This window comes from Pseudanabaena sp. PCC 6802 (assembly GCF_000332175.1).
Lineage (GTDB): Bacteria > Cyanobacteriota > Cyanobacteriia > Pseudanabaenales > Pseudanabaenaceae > PCC-6802.
This window is the reverse complement of record NZ_KB235914.1, coordinates 3,127,764-3,148,537: the sequence shown is the minus strand read 5'-3', so window position 1 is coordinate 3,148,537 and position 20,774 is coordinate 3,127,764. Positions and strand designations below refer to the sequence as shown.

General features: G+C 48.9%; 20 protein-coding genes, 1 other RNA gene and 2 pseudogenes. 14 read left to right on the top strand and 9 right to left on the bottom strand.

The window, feature by feature from the left end; genetic code table 11:
- Positions 1-231: 231 nt before the first annotated feature.
- Positions 232-1,794 (top strand): cation:proton antiporter, encoded by a 1,563-nt coding sequence (locus tag PSE6802_RS0120315; protein ID WP_019501880.1) that lies wholly within the window; start codon positions 232-234, stop codon positions 1,792-1,794.
- A 386-nt stretch (positions 1,795-2,180) separates the two neighbouring features.
- On the opposite strand, the pseudogene PSE6802_RS0120310 reads toward PSE6802_RS0120315, so the two are convergent.
- From PSE6802_RS0120310 to PSE6802_RS33725, 3 genes and pseudogenes are all read right to left on the bottom strand, one after another.
- Positions 2,181-2,558: pseudogene (locus PSE6802_RS0120310) on the bottom strand (serine/threonine protein kinase); the annotation flags it as partial.
- 16 nt (positions 2,559-2,574) lie between these two features.
- Positions 2,575-3,414, bottom strand: coding sequence for an IS5 family transposase (locus tag PSE6802_RS0120305; protein ID WP_019498088.1), 840 nt, complete (start codon positions 3,412-3,414; stop codon positions 2,575-2,577).
- Positions 3,415-3,509: 95 nt separating this feature from the next.
- Positions 3,510-3,659: pseudogene (locus tag PSE6802_RS33725) on the bottom strand (serine/threonine protein kinase); the annotation flags it as partial.
- Between the two features lie 194 nt (positions 3,660-3,853).
- On the opposite strand from PSE6802_RS33725, the gene PSE6802_RS0120295 reads away from it, so the two are divergent.
- Together PSE6802_RS0120295 and PSE6802_RS0120290 are read left to right on the top strand one after the other, a co-directional pair.
- Positions 3,854-4,645 carry a ParA family protein gene (locus tag PSE6802_RS0120295; RefSeq protein ID WP_019501879.1) on the top strand — a complete coding sequence of 264 codons (792 nt, stop codon included), beginning with the start codon at positions 3,854-3,856 and terminating at the stop codon, positions 4,643-4,645.
- Positions 4,638-5,771, top strand: a complete 1,134-nt coding sequence (locus PSE6802_RS0120290) for a coiled-coil domain-containing protein (protein WP_019501878.1) — start codon at positions 4,638-4,640, stop codon at positions 5,769-5,771. The genes PSE6802_RS0120295 and PSE6802_RS0120290 overlap by 8 nt, the downstream gene beginning before the upstream one ends.
- A gap of 47 nt (positions 5,772-5,818) precedes the next feature.
- Here the strand turns inward: PSE6802_RS0120290 and PSE6802_RS0120285 are convergent, their stop codons facing one another.
- The 5 genes from PSE6802_RS0120285 to PSE6802_RS0120265 form a co-directional block, all read right to left on the bottom strand.
- Positions 5,819-6,754: a PleD family two-component system response regulator gene (locus PSE6802_RS0120285; protein WP_156815606.1), complete on the bottom strand. Its 936-nt coding sequence runs from the start codon at positions 6,752-6,754 to the stop codon at positions 5,819-5,821.
- Between the two features lie 713 nt (positions 6,755-7,467).
- Positions 7,468-8,229: a hypothetical protein gene (locus PSE6802_RS0120280; RefSeq protein WP_019501876.1), complete on the bottom strand. Its 762-nt coding sequence runs from the start codon at positions 8,227-8,229 to the stop codon at positions 7,468-7,470.
- A 79-nt stretch (positions 8,230-8,308) separates the two neighbouring features.
- A complete protein-coding gene (locus PSE6802_RS0120275; protein WP_019501875.1) occupies positions 8,309-8,533 on the bottom strand; it encodes a Calvin cycle protein CP12 in 225 nt (74 codons plus the stop codon).
- A 183-nt stretch (positions 8,534-8,716) separates the two neighbouring features.
- Complete coding sequence (locus PSE6802_RS0120270) at positions 8,717-9,613, bottom strand: 4-hydroxybenzoate solanesyltransferase (protein ID WP_019501874.1); 897 nt, start codon at positions 9,611-9,613, stop codon at positions 8,717-8,719.
- Positions 9,614-9,879: 266 nt separating this feature from the next.
- Positions 9,880-10,335 carry an AbiTii domain-containing protein gene (locus PSE6802_RS0120265; protein WP_019501873.1) on the bottom strand — a complete coding sequence of 152 codons (456 nt, stop codon included), beginning with the start codon at positions 10,333-10,335 and terminating at the stop codon, positions 9,880-9,882.
- A 117-nt stretch (positions 10,336-10,452) separates the two neighbouring features.
- On the opposite strand from PSE6802_RS0120265, the gene chlG reads away from it, so the two are divergent.
- The 4 genes from chlG to PSE6802_RS0120245 all read left to right on the top strand — a co-directional run bounded on the left by chlG (position 10,453) and on the right by PSE6802_RS0120245 (position 14,522).
- Entirely contained in the window at positions 10,453-11,448 is a 996-nt protein-coding gene (gene chlG, locus PSE6802_RS0120260) for a chlorophyll synthase ChlG (RefSeq protein WP_019501872.1), read from the top strand.
- A gap of 108 nt (positions 11,449-11,556) precedes the next feature.
- Positions 11,557-13,131 carry a protein translocase subunit SecD gene (gene secD, locus PSE6802_RS0120255; protein ID WP_019501871.1) on the top strand — a complete coding sequence of 525 codons (1,575 nt, stop codon included), beginning with the start codon at positions 11,557-11,559 and terminating at the stop codon, positions 13,129-13,131.
- Positions 13,128-14,105, top strand: a complete 978-nt coding sequence (secF, locus tag PSE6802_RS0120250; RefSeq protein ID WP_019501870.1) for a protein translocase subunit SecF — start codon at positions 13,128-13,130, stop codon at positions 14,103-14,105. Before secD ends, secF begins: the two co-directional genes overlap by 4 nt.
- Before the next feature lie 30 nt (positions 14,106-14,135).
- On the top strand, positions 14,136-14,522 hold the full coding sequence (locus tag PSE6802_RS0120245) for a hypothetical protein (protein WP_019501869.1): 387 nt from the start codon (positions 14,136-14,138) through the stop codon (positions 14,520-14,522).
- Between the two features lie 86 nt (positions 14,523-14,608).
- Here the strand turns inward: PSE6802_RS0120245 and PSE6802_RS33720 are convergent, their stop codons facing one another.
- Positions 14,609-14,767 (bottom strand): hypothetical protein, encoded by a 159-nt coding sequence (locus tag PSE6802_RS33720; RefSeq protein WP_156815605.1) that lies wholly within the window; start codon positions 14,765-14,767, stop codon positions 14,609-14,611.
- Positions 14,768-14,790: 23 nt separating this feature from the next.
- Here PSE6802_RS33720 and PSE6802_RS0120240 point away from each other — a divergent pair, with 23 nt between their 5' ends.
- From PSE6802_RS0120240 to PSE6802_RS0120215, 7 genes are all read left to right on the top strand, one after another.
- Positions 14,791-15,825 (top strand): DUF2325 domain-containing protein, encoded by a 1,035-nt coding sequence (locus PSE6802_RS0120240; protein WP_019501868.1) that lies wholly within the window; start codon positions 14,791-14,793, stop codon positions 15,823-15,825.
- Positions 15,826-15,832: 7 nt separating this feature from the next.
- The gene (gene fmt, locus PSE6802_RS0120235; protein WP_019501867.1) at positions 15,833-16,777 is read left to right on the top strand and encodes a methionyl-tRNA formyltransferase; all 945 of its coding nucleotides are present in this window, start codon (positions 15,833-15,835) and stop codon (positions 16,775-16,777) included.
- Positions 16,778-16,826: 49 nt separating this feature from the next.
- Positions 16,827-16,923, top strand: an RNA gene (ffs, locus tag PSE6802_RS32175) — signal recognition particle sRNA small type.
- 424 nt (positions 16,924-17,347) lie between these two features.
- On the top strand, positions 17,348-18,553 hold the full coding sequence (locus tag PSE6802_RS0120230) for an argininosuccinate synthase (RefSeq protein ID WP_019501866.1): 1,206 nt from the start codon (positions 17,348-17,350) through the stop codon (positions 18,551-18,553).
- 3 nt (positions 18,554-18,556) lie between these two features.
- Positions 18,557-19,183 carry a Uma2 family endonuclease gene (locus tag PSE6802_RS0120225; RefSeq protein WP_019501865.1) on the top strand — a complete coding sequence of 209 codons (627 nt, stop codon included), beginning with the start codon at positions 18,557-18,559 and terminating at the stop codon, positions 19,181-19,183.
- An 86-nt stretch (positions 19,184-19,269) separates the two neighbouring features.
- Positions 19,270-19,695 (top strand): PH domain-containing protein, encoded by a 426-nt coding sequence (locus tag PSE6802_RS0120220; RefSeq protein ID WP_019501864.1) that lies wholly within the window; start codon positions 19,270-19,272, stop codon positions 19,693-19,695.
- 74 nt (positions 19,696-19,769) lie between these two features.
- The gene (locus PSE6802_RS0120215) at positions 19,770-20,405 is read left to right on the top strand and encodes an LON peptidase substrate-binding domain-containing protein (protein ID WP_019501863.1); all 636 of its coding nucleotides are present in this window, start codon (positions 19,770-19,772) and stop codon (positions 20,403-20,405) included.
- Positions 20,406-20,774 lie beyond the last annotated feature (369 nt).

Below are 20,774 nucleotides of genomic sequence, written 5' to 3'. Positions count from 1 at the left end.
AACTTAACTCCCGCTTCTTATAGCGTTTTTTAATTGAGAACAGGTTTGATGGATGGGGTGAAGGGGTGGAACCCCTTCTTGGGGGCAACGCCCCCAAACCCCCTTCTCGTTTTCATCTGAAAACCGCTATAAGCCTACTGCTAGCGATCGCTTCAGCCACATCTCTTTACCGTTGACAAGCGAGATTGAAGCTGTGTACCATAAACAATTACTATGGGAAATTAAAGATTAATGATAGAGGCAAGTCTACAGGAAGTTCTCATCGAAGAGAACTTGAAGCGATTTTTACTCGTGCTTTCGATAGCTTTGAGCGTGGCAATCCTACCACAGGTTTTTAGCTGGCTTCGTCGAATTCCCTATACATTGCTACTGGTGATTGTGGGATTAGGACTTGCTTTGGCAGATGTGCGATTGATCGAACTCTCGCCCGAATTGATTCTATTAATTTTTCTACCGCCTTTGCTATTTGAAGCATCATGGAACCTGAAATGGACAATGTTAAAGCGGGATTTAATTCCAATTTCTCTTTATGCGAGCCTGGGTGTTTTCATTACCATTGCAGGGATTGCCATTAGCCTAAATCAATTCGTCGGTTTTTCTTTGACAACTGCGTTATTGATAGGTGCCAGCCTATCTGCAACCGATCCTGTCTCGGTGACGGCTTTGTTCCGATCTCTGGGTGTTGGCAAGCGACTAACGACTTTGATGGAAGGAGAAAGTTTGTTTAATGATGGGGTGGCAGTAGTTGCCTTTGGATTTCTGGCGGCATTCTCTCAGGGAGCTGCAAATTTAGCGCTTCAGCCCATTTTGACTCAGTTGATTGCGGTAGTTGGGATTGGGTTGGCGGTTGGCGGACTGATTGGATTTGGGACATCTTATCTAACCCAGAGGCTTGATTTACCGCTAGTGGAGCAGTCGTTAACTCTAGTTGTTGCCTATAGCGCTTTCGTGATTTCGGAAGAATTAGGGGGATCGGGGGTGATTGGGGTAGTTACCACGGGACTCATCTTAGGCAACTTTGGCTCTCTTATCGGCATGAGTCCTCGTACCCGTATCATTGTGAGTGAGTTTTGGGAATTTTTAGCTTTTTTCGTGAATTCGATTGTCTTCTTGCTCATTGGTACTCAAGTTCGCTTTGCGAATTTGGGTGAAAATTTGGGCGCGATCGCTGCAGCGATCGCCGCGATAATTTTGACTCGGGCGATCGTTATTTACGGACTGGGGGGATTGAGCAACTATTTCGCGCATTCTGCTATTCCCTTACCCAAACAGACTGTGTTGTGGTGGGGAGGATTACGGGGTGCCGTGACCATTGCCTTGGTATTGAGCGTGCCCGATAGCTTTGCGGGACGTGAGGTGGTAATTGCAACTGTTTTTGGAACCGTGCTATTTACGCTACTCGTCCAAGGTCTGACGATTCAACCCATGCTCCAAAAACTTAATCTGCTGGGCGACCAATCGATACGCCAGCAGTATTTAGCGGTCATTGCCCGTCAGGCTGCTTTGAGACGAGTGCGGCAAAGATTGAGCGACGTAGAGCAGCAGCTCGGTGTCGAGTCTAAATTTTATCTCAAGCAAGTATGGTTGGTTGAGGAAGAGCTAACCCGACTACAAGCCGAAATTGAACAGCTTCAGACAAACTACCCTGACCTCCAGACGATCGTTGCGGAGCAACTGCAAGCAGAACTTCTGTCCATCGAGGCTGACACCTACGCTGAGTTTGTGAGATTGGGGCGATTGAATCAAGAATTGCCTCTCTTTTTGAGGGTTGAGACCATAGAAGAGTCATCCTAGGATTAGAGCGTGTTTGAGAAGTTTAGGGCAGAAAAAAGGTACGAATTGAGTGCAAACGTATCCTAGGAACGAGCCACCAGAGACTTAGCCATATAGCAATTTGAACGGCAAACACGACAGATCGAACGGGGTGAAGGGGTAGAACACGGCAGTGGCTCTAGCGGGGAACCCCCAAGACCGCCCTGCCTCCCCTTCGTGGGGGCAACGCCCCCACTCCCCATCCGTAACCACAACAATTTAAATTGGTATTACGCGCTCAAATTGCCATACTCTGCAACCAATCTTTGATATTGGCAGCCAGCCACATGGCTTCTTCGGCAGTGAGAATATTGCCACGATAAGTGCCGCGATCGCTTGCGGCATCGAGAACTGCATAGCCGAGGAGAAATTGAGGTAAAGGTTCTGCCCTCTGCTACCGCCCGATCCTGCACCGCGCCAAAGTCTACTAGATATACGCGATCGCCCTCGTCCAGCAAGATATTACCAGGCTTGATATCCCGATGCAGTAAGGGCGGCGAGAGTTCGTGCAGGTAGAACAAAATCTCCAGGATTGCCCGTGCGATGCCGTATACCTGAGCAACCGAGAAGCGATCGCCGCGATCGAGCCGTTCCTGCAACGATGTACCGGGGATATATTCCTGCACCAGACCAAACCACAGGGCGCGATCGTCAATGGCAAAGTAGTCGCGATACTTGGGAATGCAGGGATGGTCGAGTTGCTGCAATACCTGGGCTTCGCGCTCGAATAGCTTGAGATCGTCCCATTAGACCTCTTGCAAATTAGCCAACTGAGGAGCCTTGAGAGCGTTCAAAATTGTAGAGACCAGCAATTAGATTGCAACGCAAACCAAAGCGGTGACGACGATTGCGATAGCGTCCAGATAAGATGCGGAAGATCTTCAAGCGGCGATTAACATGCTCAATGCCAACCCGTTGGCGCGCAAGTTGGCGGTTGAACGCTTTCTGCTCAGGCGTAAGCTGACCACCTTTCGGTTTCTTGTGGGGTAAGCGGCAGTAGAGATGCAGTTTCTGGATGCCTTGATAACCCTTGTCCTGCAAACTCTCGGTTTGAGGATGGAAATGGATGCCAGAAGCTTTGAACAGCTTGAAATCATGCCGTCGCCCCTTGCCGAAAAACGTACAGATAATCTGCCCAGTAAGAGCGTCAATTATGAGTTGACATTTGAGCGTGTGCCCTTTCTGTTTGCCGCTATAAAAGGCACGTTGGTGCCGCTTAGGACGCTCAATGCGAGTTTCAGTCACATCAACGATCGCGACTGTAGGTATCCCAAAGCCCCGCACCAACTGGCGCTTCCCAGGTAGTCGAAAGCGACGTGAGCGGATTAAAGTCTCCTCTACCCAATGCACTATTCGACAAACTGTAGACTCGCTGATGCCCCAACTAGTGGCGATGTGAAAGTAGGTGCGATATTCCCGCCAATACTCGAAGGCAACCAATATGCGGTCTTCTAGTCCGAGTTTAGGCTTGGCTCCAGGTGTTGGCGTTGCTCGCCACTCTGGTTTAAGCACTTTCACAATTGCTTTGAACGTATTAGTCTCGATACCAAATCGACGCTTAAAGTGTGCAGCAGGTAGGGTTTGCGCTATTATATAGTTCATCATCAGGACGCTTTTTCGTTATTGCTATGTCCTGATATTTTCCTATCTTGGGGTTCTTTGGCAACTCAACCTCAACCTAATCTGCAAGAGGTCTATTGTACGTCGCCACCAAAAGTCAGGAGTTTGACCACTACGGGTTCGTCCTGTTCGAGATCTCGCGCTAACCAGGTTTGTCGCCCGGCATTTTTGCCTAATTGACGATCGAGTTGGTAGCGATCGCGCAAAATCGTGTTGGCATCAAGCATACTTATGTCGATCCTAAAAGGGGTCTGGCGATCGCAAAGCGATCGCTGAATGGATAACAGCACATTGCCTCATGCGATCGCTGCCCGTAAAAAGGTAGTTATTTTTAGGTAGCTTTCCCAAGAAAGCCTGACAAAATGACACAATTCTGCTAACCTTTCTGTAAAACTTTACCCATCAGTTCTAAGAGCTGTAAATGACTAAGGTATTAGCATTTACCAACAACAAAGGTGGCACGGGGAAATCTACCCTGTGCTCGAATTCAGCACATCTGGTCGCACGGAATGGAGCCAGAGTACTGGTCATTGACATGACTTCACAGACGACCTGTAGCAGTTTGTTCTTGGGCAAGGTTGACACACTGGATGAGTCTGATACAATCCTGGCGTTCCTAAAGAAACGACCCGATAAACATATTGAGGAGGTTATCTTTGAGTCGCCCAAGGGACTTGATGCAGTTTCTGCCCATGTCTCGATGGCAGAGGCAGTTACGCAGCTAGCAGCTATGCAGATGGGCAAAGAGGGAGTACTTAATCGTGAAATTGAAAGGATCAAAGATCAGTACGACTACATATTCATTGACAGCCCTGGCGATCTCAATGAATTAACAGCGAACGCGCTGGTGCCGGCTGACAAGATATTTATTCCAACTCGGCTAAATCGCACCGATTTTCAATGCACCGAAACAACCATTCGTTTTATTCAGGAGGCAGAGAATTTTATCGGGCCGCGCAAAGTCAAAGTTTTGATTAATATGTTGGACGATCGCTATAAGCCAGGAGGAATTTGGGCGAACTCCCATACCGGCGAGCTTTACAGTCAGGCTCAGAAAACCTTTAGTGACGTGCTCTCGCCCGTGACGATTCCTGATAGCACTGATATTCGTACTGCCTTCGATCGCGGCTTGACAATCGTGGAATATAAACCTGGTGAAGCAGCCGCAAAACGCATCCAAGAACTAGTAAACCGTGAGGTGTTAAGTGTCTGAATCCAATCTGGCTCGGAGCCTTTTCTCCGCTTCCAAAAATTCACCGCCGCAGAAAAAAAATACAGGTTCTACTGAGCCGGAAATTTCAGAGGGAAAAACCAAGCCTAGTTCTACTGAAGATTGCGATCGTCAGTTGCAAGCTTTAACCCTGGAGGTTGACATTTTGGAGAAGAATGTCGCTAAATGGGAGTCGGAATATCAGGCTAAATGCGAATACATCGAGCTACTAGAGCAGGAAATAGCTCAGTTGCATAGCGATCGCGATCGTCGCGTCCAGGCACTCACCGCGCAGGTCGAACAAGCTGAGTCTATGGTGCAATATTACCAGGCGGCATGGGAACAGGAAAAGCAGGAACTACTAGCTAGTCTGGCCGCACCCAACCAGCAGGATTTACAGATCCTGGCCGATCGCGAAGCCCAGATTTTGCAATTGCAGGTGGAAAAAGATCGCTTGGAAACAGCACAAACGCAATTAGCTGCTGAGTTAAAGGTGGCTTTACAAGACTTGCAAACCAGACAGCAAACCATACAGACGTTGCAGCAACAAGTGGATGCGGCTGATTCTGGCAAGCAAAAGGAGTTGGTGGAATTGCAGATTTGTCAGCAAACCGTACAGCAACTGCAACAGCAGCTAAATATTGCCAATTTATGTAAAGAAGAATTGGAAGCTCAACGCACCAAACAAAATTCTGTCCAGGCAAGGTTGCAGCAATCGCTCCAGCTAGCAGAAGCAGAGCACTCCACAACTCAAGCTCGTCTCCAGGAACTCGAACAGCAAATCCACGATTTGCAAGAGCAGGTATTGCAACAGGCATGTCAGACAGCAGAGTACGAAGCCGCAATTCAACATTGGAAGGATAAAGCTTTAGGACACCAGCGTCATGCTATGCAGCTCAGCAGCACTCTAGATCGGTTCCTAGAGCAGTCTAAAGAGCCTGATGTCATGGAAGACTTGCAGACAAAGACAGCTCTACCGGTGCCTGAAATTCCTGTGCGCTCCGAAACTCGTTCTGAAGCGATCGGTAGTAGTAAACCAGCTTCGCCGACGATCGCAAAGGCCAAAGAGTCGCGCAGCCCTGGCAATAATAAGATTGACTTGCCGTCATTTCTCGTCCGTCAAAGGTAATAGAAACCGTTGTGCAATAGCGTCCGATCGAGGATAGAGGATAGTAATTATCTAATTTTTTTCATTCTCACTCCTCGATAAATAATTACATCCTCATCATCGTCATCCGTAACCGATCGCTGTGGGGAAGCAGGCCGCTCGTCCGGCATTGGAGGTGGTTCCACGCCTCCCGGCAGTTGGCTTGTGCGCATCTTAACGCCTCTATATACGATCGCTGTTGGATCGGCCATATCGGCTGCGCTCGACTGCGGCGGAGAGGCAGATCGATCGGATGCTGGCAGTTCTGGTTTTGTATCTGATATTTCGCTAGTATGAATCTTCGCATCCTGATATGCAATTACAGTTGCTTCATCGCGATCGCTTTCATCGGACTGGATTTCAAAGCGTTCTCGATCTTCCACTTTCTCCATATCTTTTCCGCTCAACTGCTGAGCTTCAAGCTGAGCTTCAATTGGAAGTGGCTCAAATGCTGGCGTGTCGATGTCCCTAAGCTTCATGCTTGCCAACGGCAATAAGCGGCTCGCGACTAATTGGAGGGGGTCGGGCAGAAAATCGCATACCAAAATATCAGCAATCGTTTGGATGTTCGCCATGAAATTCTCTTGATAAAGCTTAGGTAAGACATCAATAGCGCCTCGTCGCTTCGCCCACCCACGTTCGATGTCTGAGATCTGTTCTAACTTAGGGCTAAGAACAACAACTTTAGTCTCCACCTGGTTTTTCCAGATCCAGCGGCATACCGTTTCAGCTTGGGGACATTCAGAAAACCGACCAGGAGGGCGACTTTTAATCCCAATATCTATGAGAATTAGATCTGGTAAAGAAATTTGCAGCCTCTTCATGGTATCGAGGAGGTCGGCGATCTCAACATGCGTTTCTACCTGGTTTATACTCACATCCTGAGTCTCTAAAGCAGCCTTCCAGGCTTTACCTTGTTGCAGATCTTGGTGTGCGATCAGAACTGTTCTTTTATGCTTTGCCATCATATTTGTAAGACTGTTTGGAGTTCATCGTTGAAATTTATGGATCGAAAGCTGCACAGGTCGATTCCTCTCAACCTCCCACGAAGGGGATTAAGGCTTTAGCATTCAAGTGTCTGAGTTCTATCTTCTTATTGATTAAGAATTGATATTTTTAAGCTGATGTTACCCAGAACCCCAATTTTCTTTAACATAAGAGCATCTTCAATAGCGAGATCGCCGATGTCTTCCTACCCGATTTGCGCGCTCATATCAAATCCGCGTTACGCGTTAATTATCCCTAATATAGCGATCGTAAATCATTATATGAACGGGGTGCAGGGGTAGAACCCCTGCGTGGGGGCGCAGCCCCCACACCCTCTTTTTCACAAATCATTTGTGATTGCTATATTGCCTGGCGACTAGAAGTCGCGGCTACACAAACAAAGTCTGCCTGCGCAGACTCTGAGGAAGGGGGGTAACAAACCAATATCAGCCTGAACCTTAGAAAAAAGCATCGCTGCTCGATATGCCAAATCCCCCATAAGCGTCTCGGAACGGGGCTTTTGAACTGGCTGCCATATCAAGCACGTTGCTGGGTAGGACAAAATGGGTAACGCGTTCATTGAACTAGAAACTGCGCATACACTCTATAGTGCAATTTTACGGCTTAAAATTATGTACTCTTCGTTACATATCAGTCAAATCTAGCGAAAATTAGTCAAAGCTATAACAAATTAGAACAAATTAAAGCGCCTGAGGTGGGTGGCGATCGCTTCGGGTAACTGCTTCGCTAAAGATTTGTAGTCTTTGACAACTAGACGCTGAAACACTGGCAAGTCAAAGGGAAATGTCCCTTGATTGCCATCATCCACTTGAATTAGTAGAATCTGATCGAGGCGTTTAACCTGCATGGCATACCCTACCTCCACGCACACCTGCGGGCTGAGCAAGAGTTGGGGCGGCTCCGAGTCAATCGTAGCGATGGGACTCACATCTCCCACAAACAGCAAACTGCGCCGCAGCTTAGACATCAAAGCGCTATTCAGCTTGATGGGCTGGTCGGTCATGCGATGAGATTGCTCTAGAGAAAGACTAAAGCGCGATTTCTTATTTAGACTGTCAATACTAGTTACTAAAGCTTCGCGGATAATATCGCTGGTGTCGGCACGCTGAGTTTGATAGCTGAAAAATACTGTCGGTTCCAGGTTTACGAAGGTGTCGTGTTTGGTGAAATATATCTCGTGGCTAATTAAATCGATATTAGAGATAACGTAACTACCGCTACCTTCAATGTAGAACTCAACGGTATCCCCCCCCAGGTAACGTTGAAACCATTCCGAACTACTTACAACTTCAATCTCATCTAGAAAATCTGCGCGCAAAGCAGACTTAAGCAGACTATTTTTAGCTAACCTGAGGTCGTGGGGACGATCTGAGAGCGATCGCAATGGCTCGTATTCAGGCACATACCAAGCCTTAAGCGAAATAATTGCCATATGCAACCTACTCCCAAAACCGCATTTGATAGACTTTAAGATCGACTAGAGAATTTATTTAGTCGATCTAGAAGACTGTTTAGTCTTCATAGATTCGGCACTCAGCCGCATCTGGATTGTCATCGCAGTACTGTTGCAGTGAGTTCTTACCCTTTTCTTGCTTCTGGTGAGAAGCTTCAGCTTGCAATTCTTCTACCGCGTCCCAAGCGGCTGCGCATTCCTTTGAACCAGGGCCGTTAGCTTCGCAAGCTTCGCGAGCGCCTTGAAGTTCTTCTTGGATTTTTTCTTGAATGTTAGTCGTCATAGGTTTTCTAAGTTAACTCAAATTGATCTTAACAGAACCACTAAGTAGCTTAACTGCATCTTTTGGCTTAAAACGTTACCAAAAGCTTAAGTTTTGGTATACCTCCAGGCACAACTGCTGACTAATTAACAGTTAAAGACTTGCGTGCTTGGCATACTGTTCAGTAGTAACTTTTATTGGTTACTATCTGACAAGCATTGCGCTTAACATACCCGCTAACACCGTAAAACCGATCGCCACATTCTGCCCAAAAATACGTTGATATATATCAGGTGCTGGCTCGGGCTGACTTAGTTGCACGCACTGCCACAGCCAGACTACAGCGGCGATCGCGCAGGTAAGCAGGTAAATGTAACCTAATTGCAGATCCCAACCCAGCCATAGTAATAGGGCAGTTGTAAGGGCGAAAAATAATGCGATCGCGCCCACTACATAATCCCCAAAGAAAATAGCGCTCGATTTCACGCCCACTCGCAGATCGTCGGCGCGATCGCTCATGGCATAGACCGTATCGAAGCCCATCGTCCACGCGACTGTTGCGCCCCATAGCCCCCAGGTATGCACGTCTAGCTTACCGATCAGCGCCGCCCAGGGAATTAGCACGGCAAATCCCCAGGCGATCGCCAGGACGAGCTGGGGTAAAGGGAAAACACGCTTGCAGGCGGGATAGATCGCAATGACGGGCACGGCAGCAAAGCACAGGCTAAAACTAAGGGGATTGAGGTAAGTAGCCAGTAAAAAAGCACAGATCGCAGCTACTGCCAGCACCGCAATACCTACTTTAATTGAGAGCGATTTGGCCGCGAGGGGACGAGTTTTTGTGCGTTCTACTTGCACGTCAATATCGCGATCCCACAGATCGTTAATGACGCAACCTGCGGCACTGGTAGCAAGGGAGCCAACTATAACTACGGCTAGTAGATCCAATGGCGGCAACTGGCTCTGCGTTCTCGCTGCCAGCACCAAAGACCAGAGAGCTGGGATCGCTAGGATCAGCCTACCCGCTGGCTTATGCCAACGGAGTAAGCGCACGATCTGGCTAAATGTAGATTCAGAATATGCAGGCTCAGCAGTCGTCATAAGTATTTATACTAATTTAAACAGTAAACACGACAGATCGAACGGGGTGAAGGGGTGGAACCCCTTCGTGGGGGCAACGCCCCCACCCCCCATCCGTAACCACAACAATTTAAATTGGTATTAGTTACAGATTAGTTACAGATTAGTTACAGATTTAGCGATTCTCATGTGGCTCCACCAGCAAATATAGCAATAATTTTAGGAGCAGCGTTGCCGAACTATAGGCAAAACGGAGGGTTAGGCAGACGCGAAAATGCAATGAGTTGCTAACGACTTATAACTCCCAATCTATTTATTGCTTCTGTGCGGATTGCAGCAAGTAGTTGTTGTAGGGTTTCGGGATTTACGTGTCCGCCAAATACCTGGCGATCGCAGGCTTGAGAGAGAAAATCGAGTACTTCGGGGGGTGGCTTGATGGTCAATCCGTGCTTGATCTGCAACTCTAACTGCTGCACGCCATTTAATACGGGCCAACTACCATATTGCTCGCTCAGACTTGGAATAGCTTGTCCTCCCCCATCGAAATATTGCAAAGATAAGTTGCGGTAACTGGGATAGGTTTCGTTACCTGAATAGCCATGTAATTCAGCGATCGCCCACTGGCATAACTCCACCTGCCCGCTAGCCTCAGCAAACGTATTTAGCTCGAGCAGGGCTGCGCTCAGTGGTTCAGTTTCCAGGGCGACTAACACGGCATCAAGACTGGAAGGATTGTCTGGCATATCTCGCTAGCAGGGAGTAAGAAGGCAGGACATTAGGCATCCTGGCATACTAGAGTATTAAAGAGTATAAAGGTACGTGAGTTTACCACTTGTAATCTAGACAAAATAAGCAAACCAATGTCAGCCCCATCACCTGAAATCGCTCCTGAAACAACTGAAATGAGTAATAGCGCCCGTACCCGACAAATGCTTGGTATGAAAGGTGCCGACGTGCAAGAAACTTCCATCTGGAAAATCCGCCTGCAACTCATGAAGCCAATTACCTGGATTCCGCTGATCTGGGGGGTAGTGTGCGGGGCGGCTTCATCTGGTAACTACACCTGGACGTTGGAAAATGTGGCGATCGCCGCTGCTTGTATGCTGATGTCGGGGCCGTTGCTAGCTGGCTATACCCAAACCATGAACGACTTTTACGATCGCGAGATCGATGCCATTAACGAACCCTATCGCCCCATTCCCTCAGGTGCTATCCCTCTCCAGCAAGCGATCTCCCAAATCTGGATTTTGTTATTGGCGGGTCTGGCTGTCGCATTTGGGCTGGATCTGTGGGCCGGGCACGATTTTCCGATTATGACCGCTCTGGCGATCGGCGGCTCTTTCGTTTCCTTTATTTATTCTGCGCCGCCTCTGAAGCTCAAGCAAAATGGTTGGTTGGGTAACTATGCCCTCGGGGCTAGCTACATCGCCCTACCCTGGTGGGCGGGACACGCCTTGTTTGGCGAATTGAACTGGACAGTAGTAGCACTGACGCTGTTTTATAGTTTGGCAGGTCTGGGGATTGCGGTGGTGAATGACTTTAAGAGTGTTGAAGGCGATCGCGCTCTTGGGTTAAAATCGCTGCCCGTGATGTTTGGCGTTGAAACAGCCGCCTTAATTTCCGCCACAATGATTGATGTTTTCCAAATCGGTATTGCCGTTTATCTGGTGTTTGTTGGCGAACAGCTACTTGCCAGCCTGCTCTTACTGCTAGTGATTCCCCAAATTACATTTCAGGATATGTACTTCCTGCGCGACCCGCTCAAAAATGACGTGAAATACCAAGCTAGCGCCCAGCCTTTTCTGGTCATCGGTATGCTGGTAGCGGGCATTGCCATGGGTCATGCGGGGATTTAACAGAACCAAATACCAGGGAGACGGTGTGCGTTATGATGGCAGTTGTCCCAAAAACTCTATGCTCTGACTAACTGCCTCAACTAACCAGGATGGAAACAATAACCGCATATGGGTAAACAAAGCCGACTGCTCACCATAATTCTGGCACTCGTACTTGCCTCTGTCTACTGGATTGCCACCCACCCGCCCCGTTTGGGCTTAGACCTGCGCGGGGGGGCGCTGATTACCCTACAGGCAGAACCTAACCCCAAGCGGGGCATTAACCAGATTACGCCCAAAAACCTGGAAGCTGCTAAGTTTGTAGTCGAACAACGCATTAACGGTTTAGGGGTATCAGAGGCATCGGTGCAGATTAGCGGTGACGATCGCTTGCTAGTGCAACTACCGGGAGTTAATGACACGGCTCAGGCAGAAAAGGTGATTGGCACAACGGCGCAGCTAGAATTCCGCCAGCAAAAACCAGGAACTGAGGGTGAATTTCTAGTCAGGCGACAGGAAAGTCAGAATCTCCAAATTCAACAGTCGGTACTTGGCTCGCTCGATCGAGATGCGATCGCGAAGAAAAGAGCGGAGTTGGAACAAGCTGGAGATAAAGAAGCACTAACTAAATTCGATGAGGATTTCCAAAAGAGAGAAGAAGCGATCGCCAAAATCGCTGCTGAAGTCAAAAAGAATAGAGAAAACATTGAGAACTTATTTGCTTCCACAGGGCTGACAGGGGAACGCCTCAAGGATGCATTCGCTACACCCACAGATCAAACTCAATCTAGTTGGGATGTCAGCCTGGCATTTGACGAGCGCGGTGGCGAGTTATTTGCCAAAATGACTGGGGAACTTGGCGGTACAGGTCGCAGCATTGGTATATTCCTGGATGATAAACTGATTAGTTCTCCAATCGTCCCAGTGGAATTTCAAGGCAAAGGCATTACCGGTGGTGGCGGCAGGATCGAAATGAGAACCACCATTCAAGAGGCAACTACCTTAGCACTGCAACTGCGAGCAGGAGCCTTACCCGTACCAGTCAAGATTGTGGAAAACTATACAGTGGGAGCTACGCTGGGTGCTGATAGCGTGCAGAGCAGTATCTATGCTGGTGTAGGCGGGTTGCTTCTGGTGTTGGTGTTTATGGTCGCCTATTACCGCGTTCCAGGCATGGTGGCAGACATTGCCTTGATCGTGTACTCGATTATCACTTTCGCCCTGTTCAGTCTATTAGGCGTAACCCTCACTCTACCAGGCATCGCTGGCTATATTCTCAGTATTGGGATTGCGGTCGATGCCAACGTGCTGATTTTCGAGCGCACGCGCGAGGAATTACTAGCGGGTAGAACGCTCTACAAGTCTGTAGAAGCAGGATTTAACCGTGCTTGGGCAAGTATTTTGGATAGCAACATCACAACCCTCATCTCTTGTGCTGCCCTATTCTGGTTGGGTTCAGGTCTGGTCAAGGGTTTTGCGGTTACCTTAGCAGTTGGCGTGGCAGTGAGCATGTTCACTGCAATTACCTGCAGCCGCGCTCTTCTACTGGCGGTAATCAGCAATCCCGATTTCCGCAAACCAGAATTGTACGGCGTGAAGGCTTTTGGCAAATCCACCGCACAGCTTCAGGATAAGTCTAGAGAAATCGCAGACAAGGCAGATAAGGCAGATAAGAATGATGAAACGAAGGGAGTCACGCCATGAAGCTGGATGTCATTAAATACCGACATATTTATCTCTGGGCATCAACCTTAGCAATCCTGGTGGGTCTTGCCGCCATGCTATTTTCTTGGCAACAAACGGGCTTGCCCTTAAAACCAGCAATTGATTTTACTGGTGGCAACCGCCTCACAGTGGGATTAGTGTGCGAAAGCCAGGGGAACTGCGGCCCGCCCATTGACATATCAGTTGTACGCCGCGTCATGACCGAGCAAGGCTTTGCCGATAGCGTAATTCAGTTGGCAGACCAGGAGGGACAAAAGGGCAGGGGCGTGTCCGTGCAAACAGGTGCCCTGGACGAACTGAAAAGCGCACAGTTACGAGCGTCTCTTGAAAAAGCTCTGAGTCAGTACGGCAAAATCGATCCCAAGCGATCGCAAACTACTAAAGTCGGCCCCGCCGTAGGGAAAGAATTACTGAACAACGGTCTGTTGGCATTACTCCTATCATTTGCAGGCATTGCCATTTATTTGGCGGTGCGATTTCAGCCAGACTATGCCTTCTTTGCGATCGTGGCTTTACTCCACGACGTTCTGGTCACGGTTGGTGTATTTGCCATTCTGGGGCTAACTATAGGTGTGGAAGTTGATAGCTTATTCATCGTGGCCATGCTAACCATTATCGGGTTCTCGGTCAACGATACGGTGGTAATTTACGATCGCATCCGCGAGAATCTCAAACTAATTGGCGATAAATACAGCTTTAACGAGCTAGTCAATATATCCGTCAATCAGACTCTAGCGCGATCGATCAACACGACTTTGACGGCTCTATTATCGCTAGTCGCAATCTTTCTATTTGGCGGTGCGACGCTCAAGTATTTTGCCCTGGCGCTAATTATTGGATTTGCTTCCGGTGCCTATTCCAGCATTTTTAATGCCAGCATTCTACTTGCCTGGTGGCGCAATCGGCGTAACAAGCCCACCGATAAAGCCCTCCTGGAAGCAGATGCACAGTAATTTTACATTTCTTCCAAAGTAGCAGATGTCATGATACTGGATGAGGAAAAGGTAATGGATCGGCAGATTAGCAAGCTGATTGAGGTGCAAACGCGAATGCGATGGACGTTTGTCCTATTTTTGTGGCTCACCTTGGGCAGTTTTTGCCTCTGGTGGTTGCGCGATGATATTGCACTCTGGATAGAATTTTTTACCTGGTCAGCCGTCCGGGTTAGCCTGCAATACAACCGCCTGGTCTTTTTAGGATTGGGCTTGTGCGTGGCGATGACTCTCTCGACTTTAATTTGGCAAAGCTGGCATATCCTCTGGGGTATCCGTCGCAGCGAATATCGATCGCTGGCCAGACAGGTGGCAGAAATTCAGCAGGCAGGTTCCCAGCACCCCCTATGGAAATGGGTGTGTAAGGAGCCGGATTGAGATATGCATTGGAAGTAGATGTTCTGTATGCTACGGCTCAGAAATGAGATTTTGCAATAACGATGGAAGAATACCGTATATACCCCTCATAACTCAGGAGTGCGGCGCTTTAGTTTTGCTAGCTGCACTGGGGTTTGAGGACTTTCAGCCTCTTCCACATAATAAGGCAAGTCAATAAAATAGTCCGCCACACGAACAATGACGATCGCTATTTCTGCTACCGTAAATTGGTGTATATTTGCCAACCCCAAGTTACGAAGTAAGCGTTATGGATATTTTCGAGCTAGATGAACTAGAAGACTCGGTTAGCCACTTGTTATTGTCTGCGAAGGCAGAGCTAGAGCAAAAACGACTGCAACAACAGCGCGATCGCCAGGTGCAGGAAGCTGTCAACCAAATCGAGAGCAGGCTCAAGCCCTTGCTCGAAAAAATAGAGCTGATGTTGCAAGAATATGAACTAGAAGGAGTGAATAATGGTACTACCAGAGAACTGCTACAGCAAAAAGCAGAAGATATTAGGAAAGAAATAGCCGAAGCTCCGATCTTAGCGGCACAGGTAGCAGATCGGCAGCTTATCTTACAAGAAGAAAGATTATTAGACGAGCGAATAGCAGTACAAACTACACAATGGCGGCACGAACTAAAAGCAGATCTCTTGGAAATGATCGAAGCCCAGCATGATTTTTTCAGCGCGACGGATGCGTCGATCGCGATTCGCGGTTACATAGCCGATCTCAAAGCCGTAGGCGCGCTCGAAGAAGTTGTCGAAGCATTGATCGATCAAATTAACTCGTACAGCGAAGAAGGCCCCGTCGCCAAACTGCGTGGCAGTCACGAGCAAACCATTAACTTTATTTACAACAAAGCGCTAGAGAATCGTTCCCGCGTCGATCGCGCCCCCGACGTACAGCCAGCCACCCGCCACCGTAAATCTGAAAAAAGACCCAACCTCTACACCGACCTGCGCGGTAAGGTAGTAGTGTTTGGCGGTCACGATCGCCTGGAAACCGCTGTCAAAAATCGCCTGCGAGATTCCGAAGTTAATTTAATCTGGTGTACGGAACAGGGCGGCCTGCAACTAGCAGCGCAGGGGGAAAGCCACATCGCCAGCGCCGACCTGATTATGATCGTGACGGGCTATGCCAGTCATTCTTTAACTGAAAGGGCGATCGAAACCTGCAAGCGGGTTGGCAAAACGCCTGAAATTATCAATACTACAGGTATGACCAGGGTACTGGAAACGATTGAATCTGGTTTGAAAGCACGTTTATTAGCCAAGCGGTGGAATCATTCTAGTCTGTAAGAGATTTATGCGCGTCATTTTCTTTGGTACACCGGAGTTTGCCGTACCAACCTTGTCAAAATTGCTAACAGAGCCAGATTTTGAAGTAATTGGCGCAGTTACGCAGCCCGATACACGGCGAGGACGCGGCAACCAAACCACTCCTTCCCCTGTTAAAGCATTGGCTTTGCAGTACCCCAATCTCAAAATCTGGCAACCCGAACGCCTGAAAAAAGATGCCGCCACCCTCAAAGAGATCGCAGAGGCAAATGCCGATGTATTTGTCGTTGTCGCCTACGGTCAAATTTTGTCGCAGGCAATTCTCGATCTGCCCAAACTCGGTTGTATTAACGTGCATGGCTCCCTGCTACCTAAATATCGCGGTGCCGCACCCATTCAGTGGGCGATCGCCCTGGGTGAGACAGTCGCTGGTATTACTACCATGCAGATGGATGCGGGGATCGATACAGGAGCAATGTTGCTGAAAGAGAGTTTGCCAATCGCCCCAGACGATAATGCCGAAACCCTATCTCAGAAACTGGCCGTCCTGGGCGCGGATCTATTGATTCAAACGCTCAGACAACTGGACACAATTGTCCCCGAAGCGCAAGACGACAGTACCTCCACCTACGTGCCAGTCATTTCTAAGTCCGATCTGCAATTAGACTGGAGGAAGTCGGCGGTGGAACTACGCGATCGCATTCGTGGCTTTTACCCCAACTGTCACACCAACTACGGCGATCTGCGCGTTAAGATTACTGCTTCAGAAGTATCAGATACTCTTACTAAGACCGCAGAGCCTCCAGTTGGTACAGTAATCGAGTTGCGCAAAAATATCGGTTTCCTCGTACAGACTGGTGCAGGAACGCTGTTAGTGAAAGAAGTACAACCTGCAGGGAAGCGATCGCAAACGGGCTGGGACTTTGCTAACGGTACCAGATTAAAAATCGGCGATGTCTTCTCGTTTGTTTAACTCCAAACATTTTTGGCAGCACAATGCCAGGTAGTGCTAGTCTATATATGGCCTGGATCTATGCGATTTCAACGCCCAAACTGTGTCAGGGTCGGAAGACAGCAGCACTACGGGATGCTTGAAATAGGCGTAGTACCCGGGCTACTTTTTTGCGATCGACTGATACCTCATTCGCACCAATTATCCCTGCATTGCCTGGTGACTGAAAGTCGCGGCTACACGAGCAAAGTCTGTCTGCGCAGACTTCAAGTATAGCCATATACAGATCTGTTAGGACAGGGGGTGTGGGGGCTGCGCCCCCACGCAGGGGTTCCACCCCTGCACCCCGTCCTAAGCCTGTTGGCTATAGCTATAAAGGGGGTAAATGAAAAAGATTTGGTATGACTGCTAATAGCGAACAGTCAACAGCAACACAAAACTGATATTGCACTGATATACCAGCTTGTGAGTTAGCGATCGCACCTGATATTACATGTGGTGGGCAATGCCCGCCCTACCTATGGCTTCAAACAAGCCGAGCGCTGAAAGCTAACAGCTAATAGCTATAAACAACCAACTGAGGAGAGATTCATGGGTAGAGCAAATAAAGTTGTACTGGCTTATTCTGGTGGGGTAGACACGTCCGTCTGTATTCCCTACCTCAAGCAGGAATGGGGGGTCAAGGAAGTAATTACCCTGGCTGCCGATCTCGGTCAGGGAGATGAACTCGAACCGATTCGACTCAAGGCGCTGTCATCCGGTGCCGAGGTTTCTCTAGTTAGAGATGTCACTGCCGAGTTCGTGCGCGACTACGCTTTTCCTGCTATCCAGGCCAATACGCTCTACGAAAATCGCTATCCCCTCTCTACTGCTTTAGCGCGTCCCTTAATTGCCAAAATTCTGGTGGAAGCCGCAGCAGAATATGGTGCCGATGCCGTCGCCCACGGCTGCACGGGCAAAGGCAACGATCAAGTTCGCTTCGATGTTTCGATCGCTGCTTTAAATCCCAACCTCAAAGTATTAGCCCCCGCTAGAGAATGGGGCATGAGTCGCGAGGAAACTATTGCCTACGGCGAAAAGTTTGGCATTCCTTCCCCTGTCAAAAAATCCTCCCCCTACAGTATCGATCGCAACCTCCTGGGACGCAGCATCGAAGCAGGCATTCTCGAAGATGCCTGGAGCGAACCGCCCGAAGAAATTTACCTGCTCACGAAAGCGATCGCCGATACGCCCGACGAGCCAACCTATACGGAAATTACCTTCGAGCGCGGCGTACCCGTGGCGCTAGATGGCAACGCGCGATCGCCAGTGGAAATGATTGCGGAGCTAAACGCGATCGCGGGCGGTCACGGTGTGGGGCGCATTGACATGATGGAAAACCGCCTCGTGGGGATTAAGTCGCGGGAAATCTACGAAGCACCGGCGATGGTGGTATTAATTCAAGCCCATCGCGACCTGGAAAGCCTCACGCTCACTTCGGATCTGGCGCAATACAAGCGCGGTATCGAAGATACCTACGCCAAAATGATCTATAACGGCTTGTGGTACAGTCCGCTGAAAACAGCGCTGGATGCTTTTATTCAAAGCAGTCAGGAACGAGTTTCCGGCGTGGTGCGCGTCAAGTTCTTTAAGGGTAATGCCACAATTGTGGGCAGGAAATCCGCCTATAGCCTTTACGATGAGGATCTCGCCACCTACACCTCAGCCGATCGATTCGACCATAAAGCCGCCGAAGGTTTCATCTATGTATGGGGAATGCCAACGCGAGTCTGGGCGCAAAAAATGCGAGGTGACTGACCTATGACCATTGCAACCGATCGATCGCTACAACAAACGCCACTTAGCTTTGATGAGTTTCTCGCCCGCTATGGCGGCGATAACCGCTATGAACTGATTGATGGAGAGGTGTTCGACTTGGAACCAACAGGTCCGCATGAAGAAGTCGCAGCCTTCATTACCGCAAAGGTCTGTGTCGCGATCGATCGCATGGGTTTGTCCTGGTTTGTCCTGCAACGGGGGATATTGCGCCCTTCTAACGCTGGCATGACAGCATTTCGGCCTGACGTTGCCGTTGTCGATCGCAACGAACTTGTCAAGGAACCACTCTGGTCTGCCCAGTCGATTCTGATGCTGGGTAGTTCGATTAAATTTGTGGCGGAAGTTGTTAGTAGTAACTGGCAAAATGACTATGCCCGTAAGGTCGAAGACTACGCGGCTTTGGGCATCCCCGAATATTGGATTGCAGATTACGCAGGTAATGGTGGTACTCGACACATTGGCAAGCCCAAACAACCCACCCTCTCTATCTGTACTCTAGTAAATGGAGAGTATGAGATTCAGCAGGTTCGGGGCAGTCAAACCATCGTCTCTCCAAGCTTCCCAGGCTTGCAGTTGACGGCTGAACAGGTTTTGAGTGCTGGCGCGTAAGGGTATGTGGCGTGATGCTAGAATCAGGCTTGTGAAATCTGGCGATCGGTGCCTGAGCTACAGTGAAAGGATAGCGGAAAAGTCTGATGTATAGCGACACCCCTAGAAAGGCAGAGATCGTATTTTACGAAGGTCGTCCCGCTGTAATTGGTAGCGTACCAAGGCTAGCGATCGCGATCGTTACCCTGGGGATAGGGTGGCTTTATTTTTGGATTACTACCAATACCACCCATTACCTGATCACGTCGCAACGCATCCTGGTCGAGACGGGTTTACTATCGCGCCAAACCAACACGCTAGAGCTTTATCTGATCGATGACATCGATTTGGAAAAGCCGTTTGGACAGCGGTTAATGGGTACGGGTAACATAATCCTGCGTACCCAAGATCGCAGCACGCCAGAGTTGCATCTAGAACGTTTACCCCTGAACGTACGCGAGCTTTACGAGCAGATGCGCCCGGCGATCGAGGAATCAAAATATTGGCAGCGCATCCGCAGTCGCGAAGGCTAATCACCAAGCAGAGGCTAGGAATGCTAGGCTAGGATAAAGCAAGCTTTACCCTTCTTAACTTACGACGTTGAGCAATGACTTCATCCCCATCCGTGCGCGAACTACCCCTATTTCCACTGCCTGAGGTAGTACTTTTTCCCAACCAGTCTCTACCACTACATATTTTTGAGTTTCGCTATCGCATGATGATCAATACAGTGCTTGAGGAAGATCGCACTTTTGGCGTGCTTATGTGGGACTCAGAGCGCAATCGACCCATGAATGTCGGCTGTTCGGCTAAAATCCTGCAATATCATCGCCTTCCTGACGATCGCTTCAAGATTCTCACCGTCGGGCAGCAGCGGTTTCGCGTTCTAGAATACACCCGCGAAACTCCTTACCGCGTTGGGTTAGTAGAGTTTATCGACGACAATCCTGGCGATGACAGTCCCTATTTGTTAGCAACTGAAGTGCGCGAACTGCTCGATGATGTGGTACGACTGTCGCAAAAACTAACCGAGCAGGAAATCGAGCTACCCCAAATTCCTCGCAGTCCGATTGAATTATCGTACTGGATTGCTAGCAATTTTCACGGTGCCAGTGGCGAACAGCAAGCTTTGCTGGAAACCCAGGATACCGCCGCCAGACTGCGTCGCGAAGCTGAAATTCTCTCCTCCACCCGCAGTCAACTTGCCGCTCGTACAGTTTTGAAAGAGACATTTAACGAATGAGCAAATAGCTTGCAGCGGCCAGCTTTGGGGTATTCCTAAGTAACTGATGTTACAACGATGTCACAGATAACTTGTGCGTACACCTTAGCCCTGAGGGAGAGGGGCAGCACGAGGCTTCGCCTCGCTAGCTGCGCGGTGGGGTGAGTGTTTCAGTATCTTCTACGTAAGGTGAATAAGTAAGTAAGGATATTTAAAGGTTGGGGGTTTGGGGGATTGCCACCCAGTAGGGGCGCAGTCCCTACAACCCCACTTTCATTATTACTTCTATGCCACTGCTAGCTTTTTCGAGTAGATATTTCGATGTGTCAAAATAGAGACAGATAAGACTGAAGATATTAGATAAATCATAAATCAGCAAATAGCGATCGG

What these genes read in the sequence shown, in the direction of transcription:
- PSE6802_RS0120275 (WP_019501875.1), bottom strand. Translation starts at nt 8,533, where the DNA reads ATGACGACTAACATTCAAGAAAAAATCCAAGAAGAACTTCAAGGCGCT.
- PSE6802_RS0120230 (WP_019501866.1), top strand. Translation starts at nt 17,348, where the DNA reads ATGGGTAGAGCAAATAAAGTTGTACTGGCTTATTCTGGTGGGGTAGAC.
- PSE6802_RS0120280 (WP_019501876.1), bottom strand. Translation starts at nt 8,229, where the DNA reads ATGGCAATTATTTCGCTTAAGGCTTGGTATGTGCCTGAATACGAGCCA.
- PSE6802_RS0120215 (WP_019501863.1), top strand. Translation starts at nt 19,770, where the DNA reads ATGACTTCATCCCCATCCGTGCGCGAACTACCCCTATTTCCACTGCCT.
- PSE6802_RS0120220 (WP_019501864.1), top strand. Translation starts at nt 19,270, where the DNA reads ATGTATAGCGACACCCCTAGAAAGGCAGAGATCGTATTTTACGAAGGT.
- fmt (WP_019501867.1), top strand. Translation starts at nt 15,833, where the DNA reads ATGCGCGTCATTTTCTTTGGTACACCGGAGTTTGCCGTACCAACCTTG.
- PSE6802_RS0120270 (WP_019501874.1), bottom strand. Translation starts at nt 9,613, where the DNA reads ATGACGACTGCTGAGCCTGCATATTCTGAATCTACATTTAGCCAGATC.
- chlG (WP_019501872.1), top strand. Translation starts at nt 10,453, where the DNA reads ATGTCAGCCCCATCACCTGAAATCGCTCCTGAAACAACTGAAATGAGT.
- PSE6802_RS0120240 (WP_019501868.1), top strand. Translation starts at nt 14,791, where the DNA reads ATGGATATTTTCGAGCTAGATGAACTAGAAGACTCGGTTAGCCACTTG.
- PSE6802_RS0120305 (WP_019498088.1), bottom strand. Translation starts at nt 3,414, where the DNA reads ATGAACTATATAATAGCGCAAACCCTACCTGCTGCACACTTTAAGCGT.
- PSE6802_RS0120315 (WP_019501880.1), top strand. Translation starts at nt 232, where the DNA reads ATGATAGAGGCAAGTCTACAGGAAGTTCTCATCGAAGAGAACTTGAAG.
- secF (WP_019501870.1), top strand. Translation starts at nt 13,128, where the DNA reads ATGAAGCTGGATGTCATTAAATACCGACATATTTATCTCTGGGCATCA.
- PSE6802_RS0120285 (WP_156815606.1), bottom strand. Translation starts at nt 6,754, where the DNA reads ATGGCAAAGCATAAAAGAACAGTTCTGATCGCACACCAAGATCTGCAA.
- PSE6802_RS0120265 (WP_019501873.1), bottom strand. Translation starts at nt 10,335, where the DNA reads ATGCCAGACAATCCTTCCAGTCTTGATGCCGTGTTAGTCGCCCTGGAA.
- PSE6802_RS0120245 (WP_019501869.1), top strand. Translation starts at nt 14,136, where the DNA reads ATGATACTGGATGAGGAAAAGGTAATGGATCGGCAGATTAGCAAGCTG.
- PSE6802_RS0120295 (WP_019501879.1), top strand. Translation starts at nt 3,854, where the DNA reads ATGACTAAGGTATTAGCATTTACCAACAACAAAGGTGGCACGGGGAAA.
- PSE6802_RS0120225 (WP_019501865.1), top strand. Translation starts at nt 18,557, where the DNA reads ATGACCATTGCAACCGATCGATCGCTACAACAAACGCCACTTAGCTTT.
- secD (WP_019501871.1), top strand. Translation starts at nt 11,557, where the DNA reads ATGGGTAAACAAAGCCGACTGCTCACCATAATTCTGGCACTCGTACTT.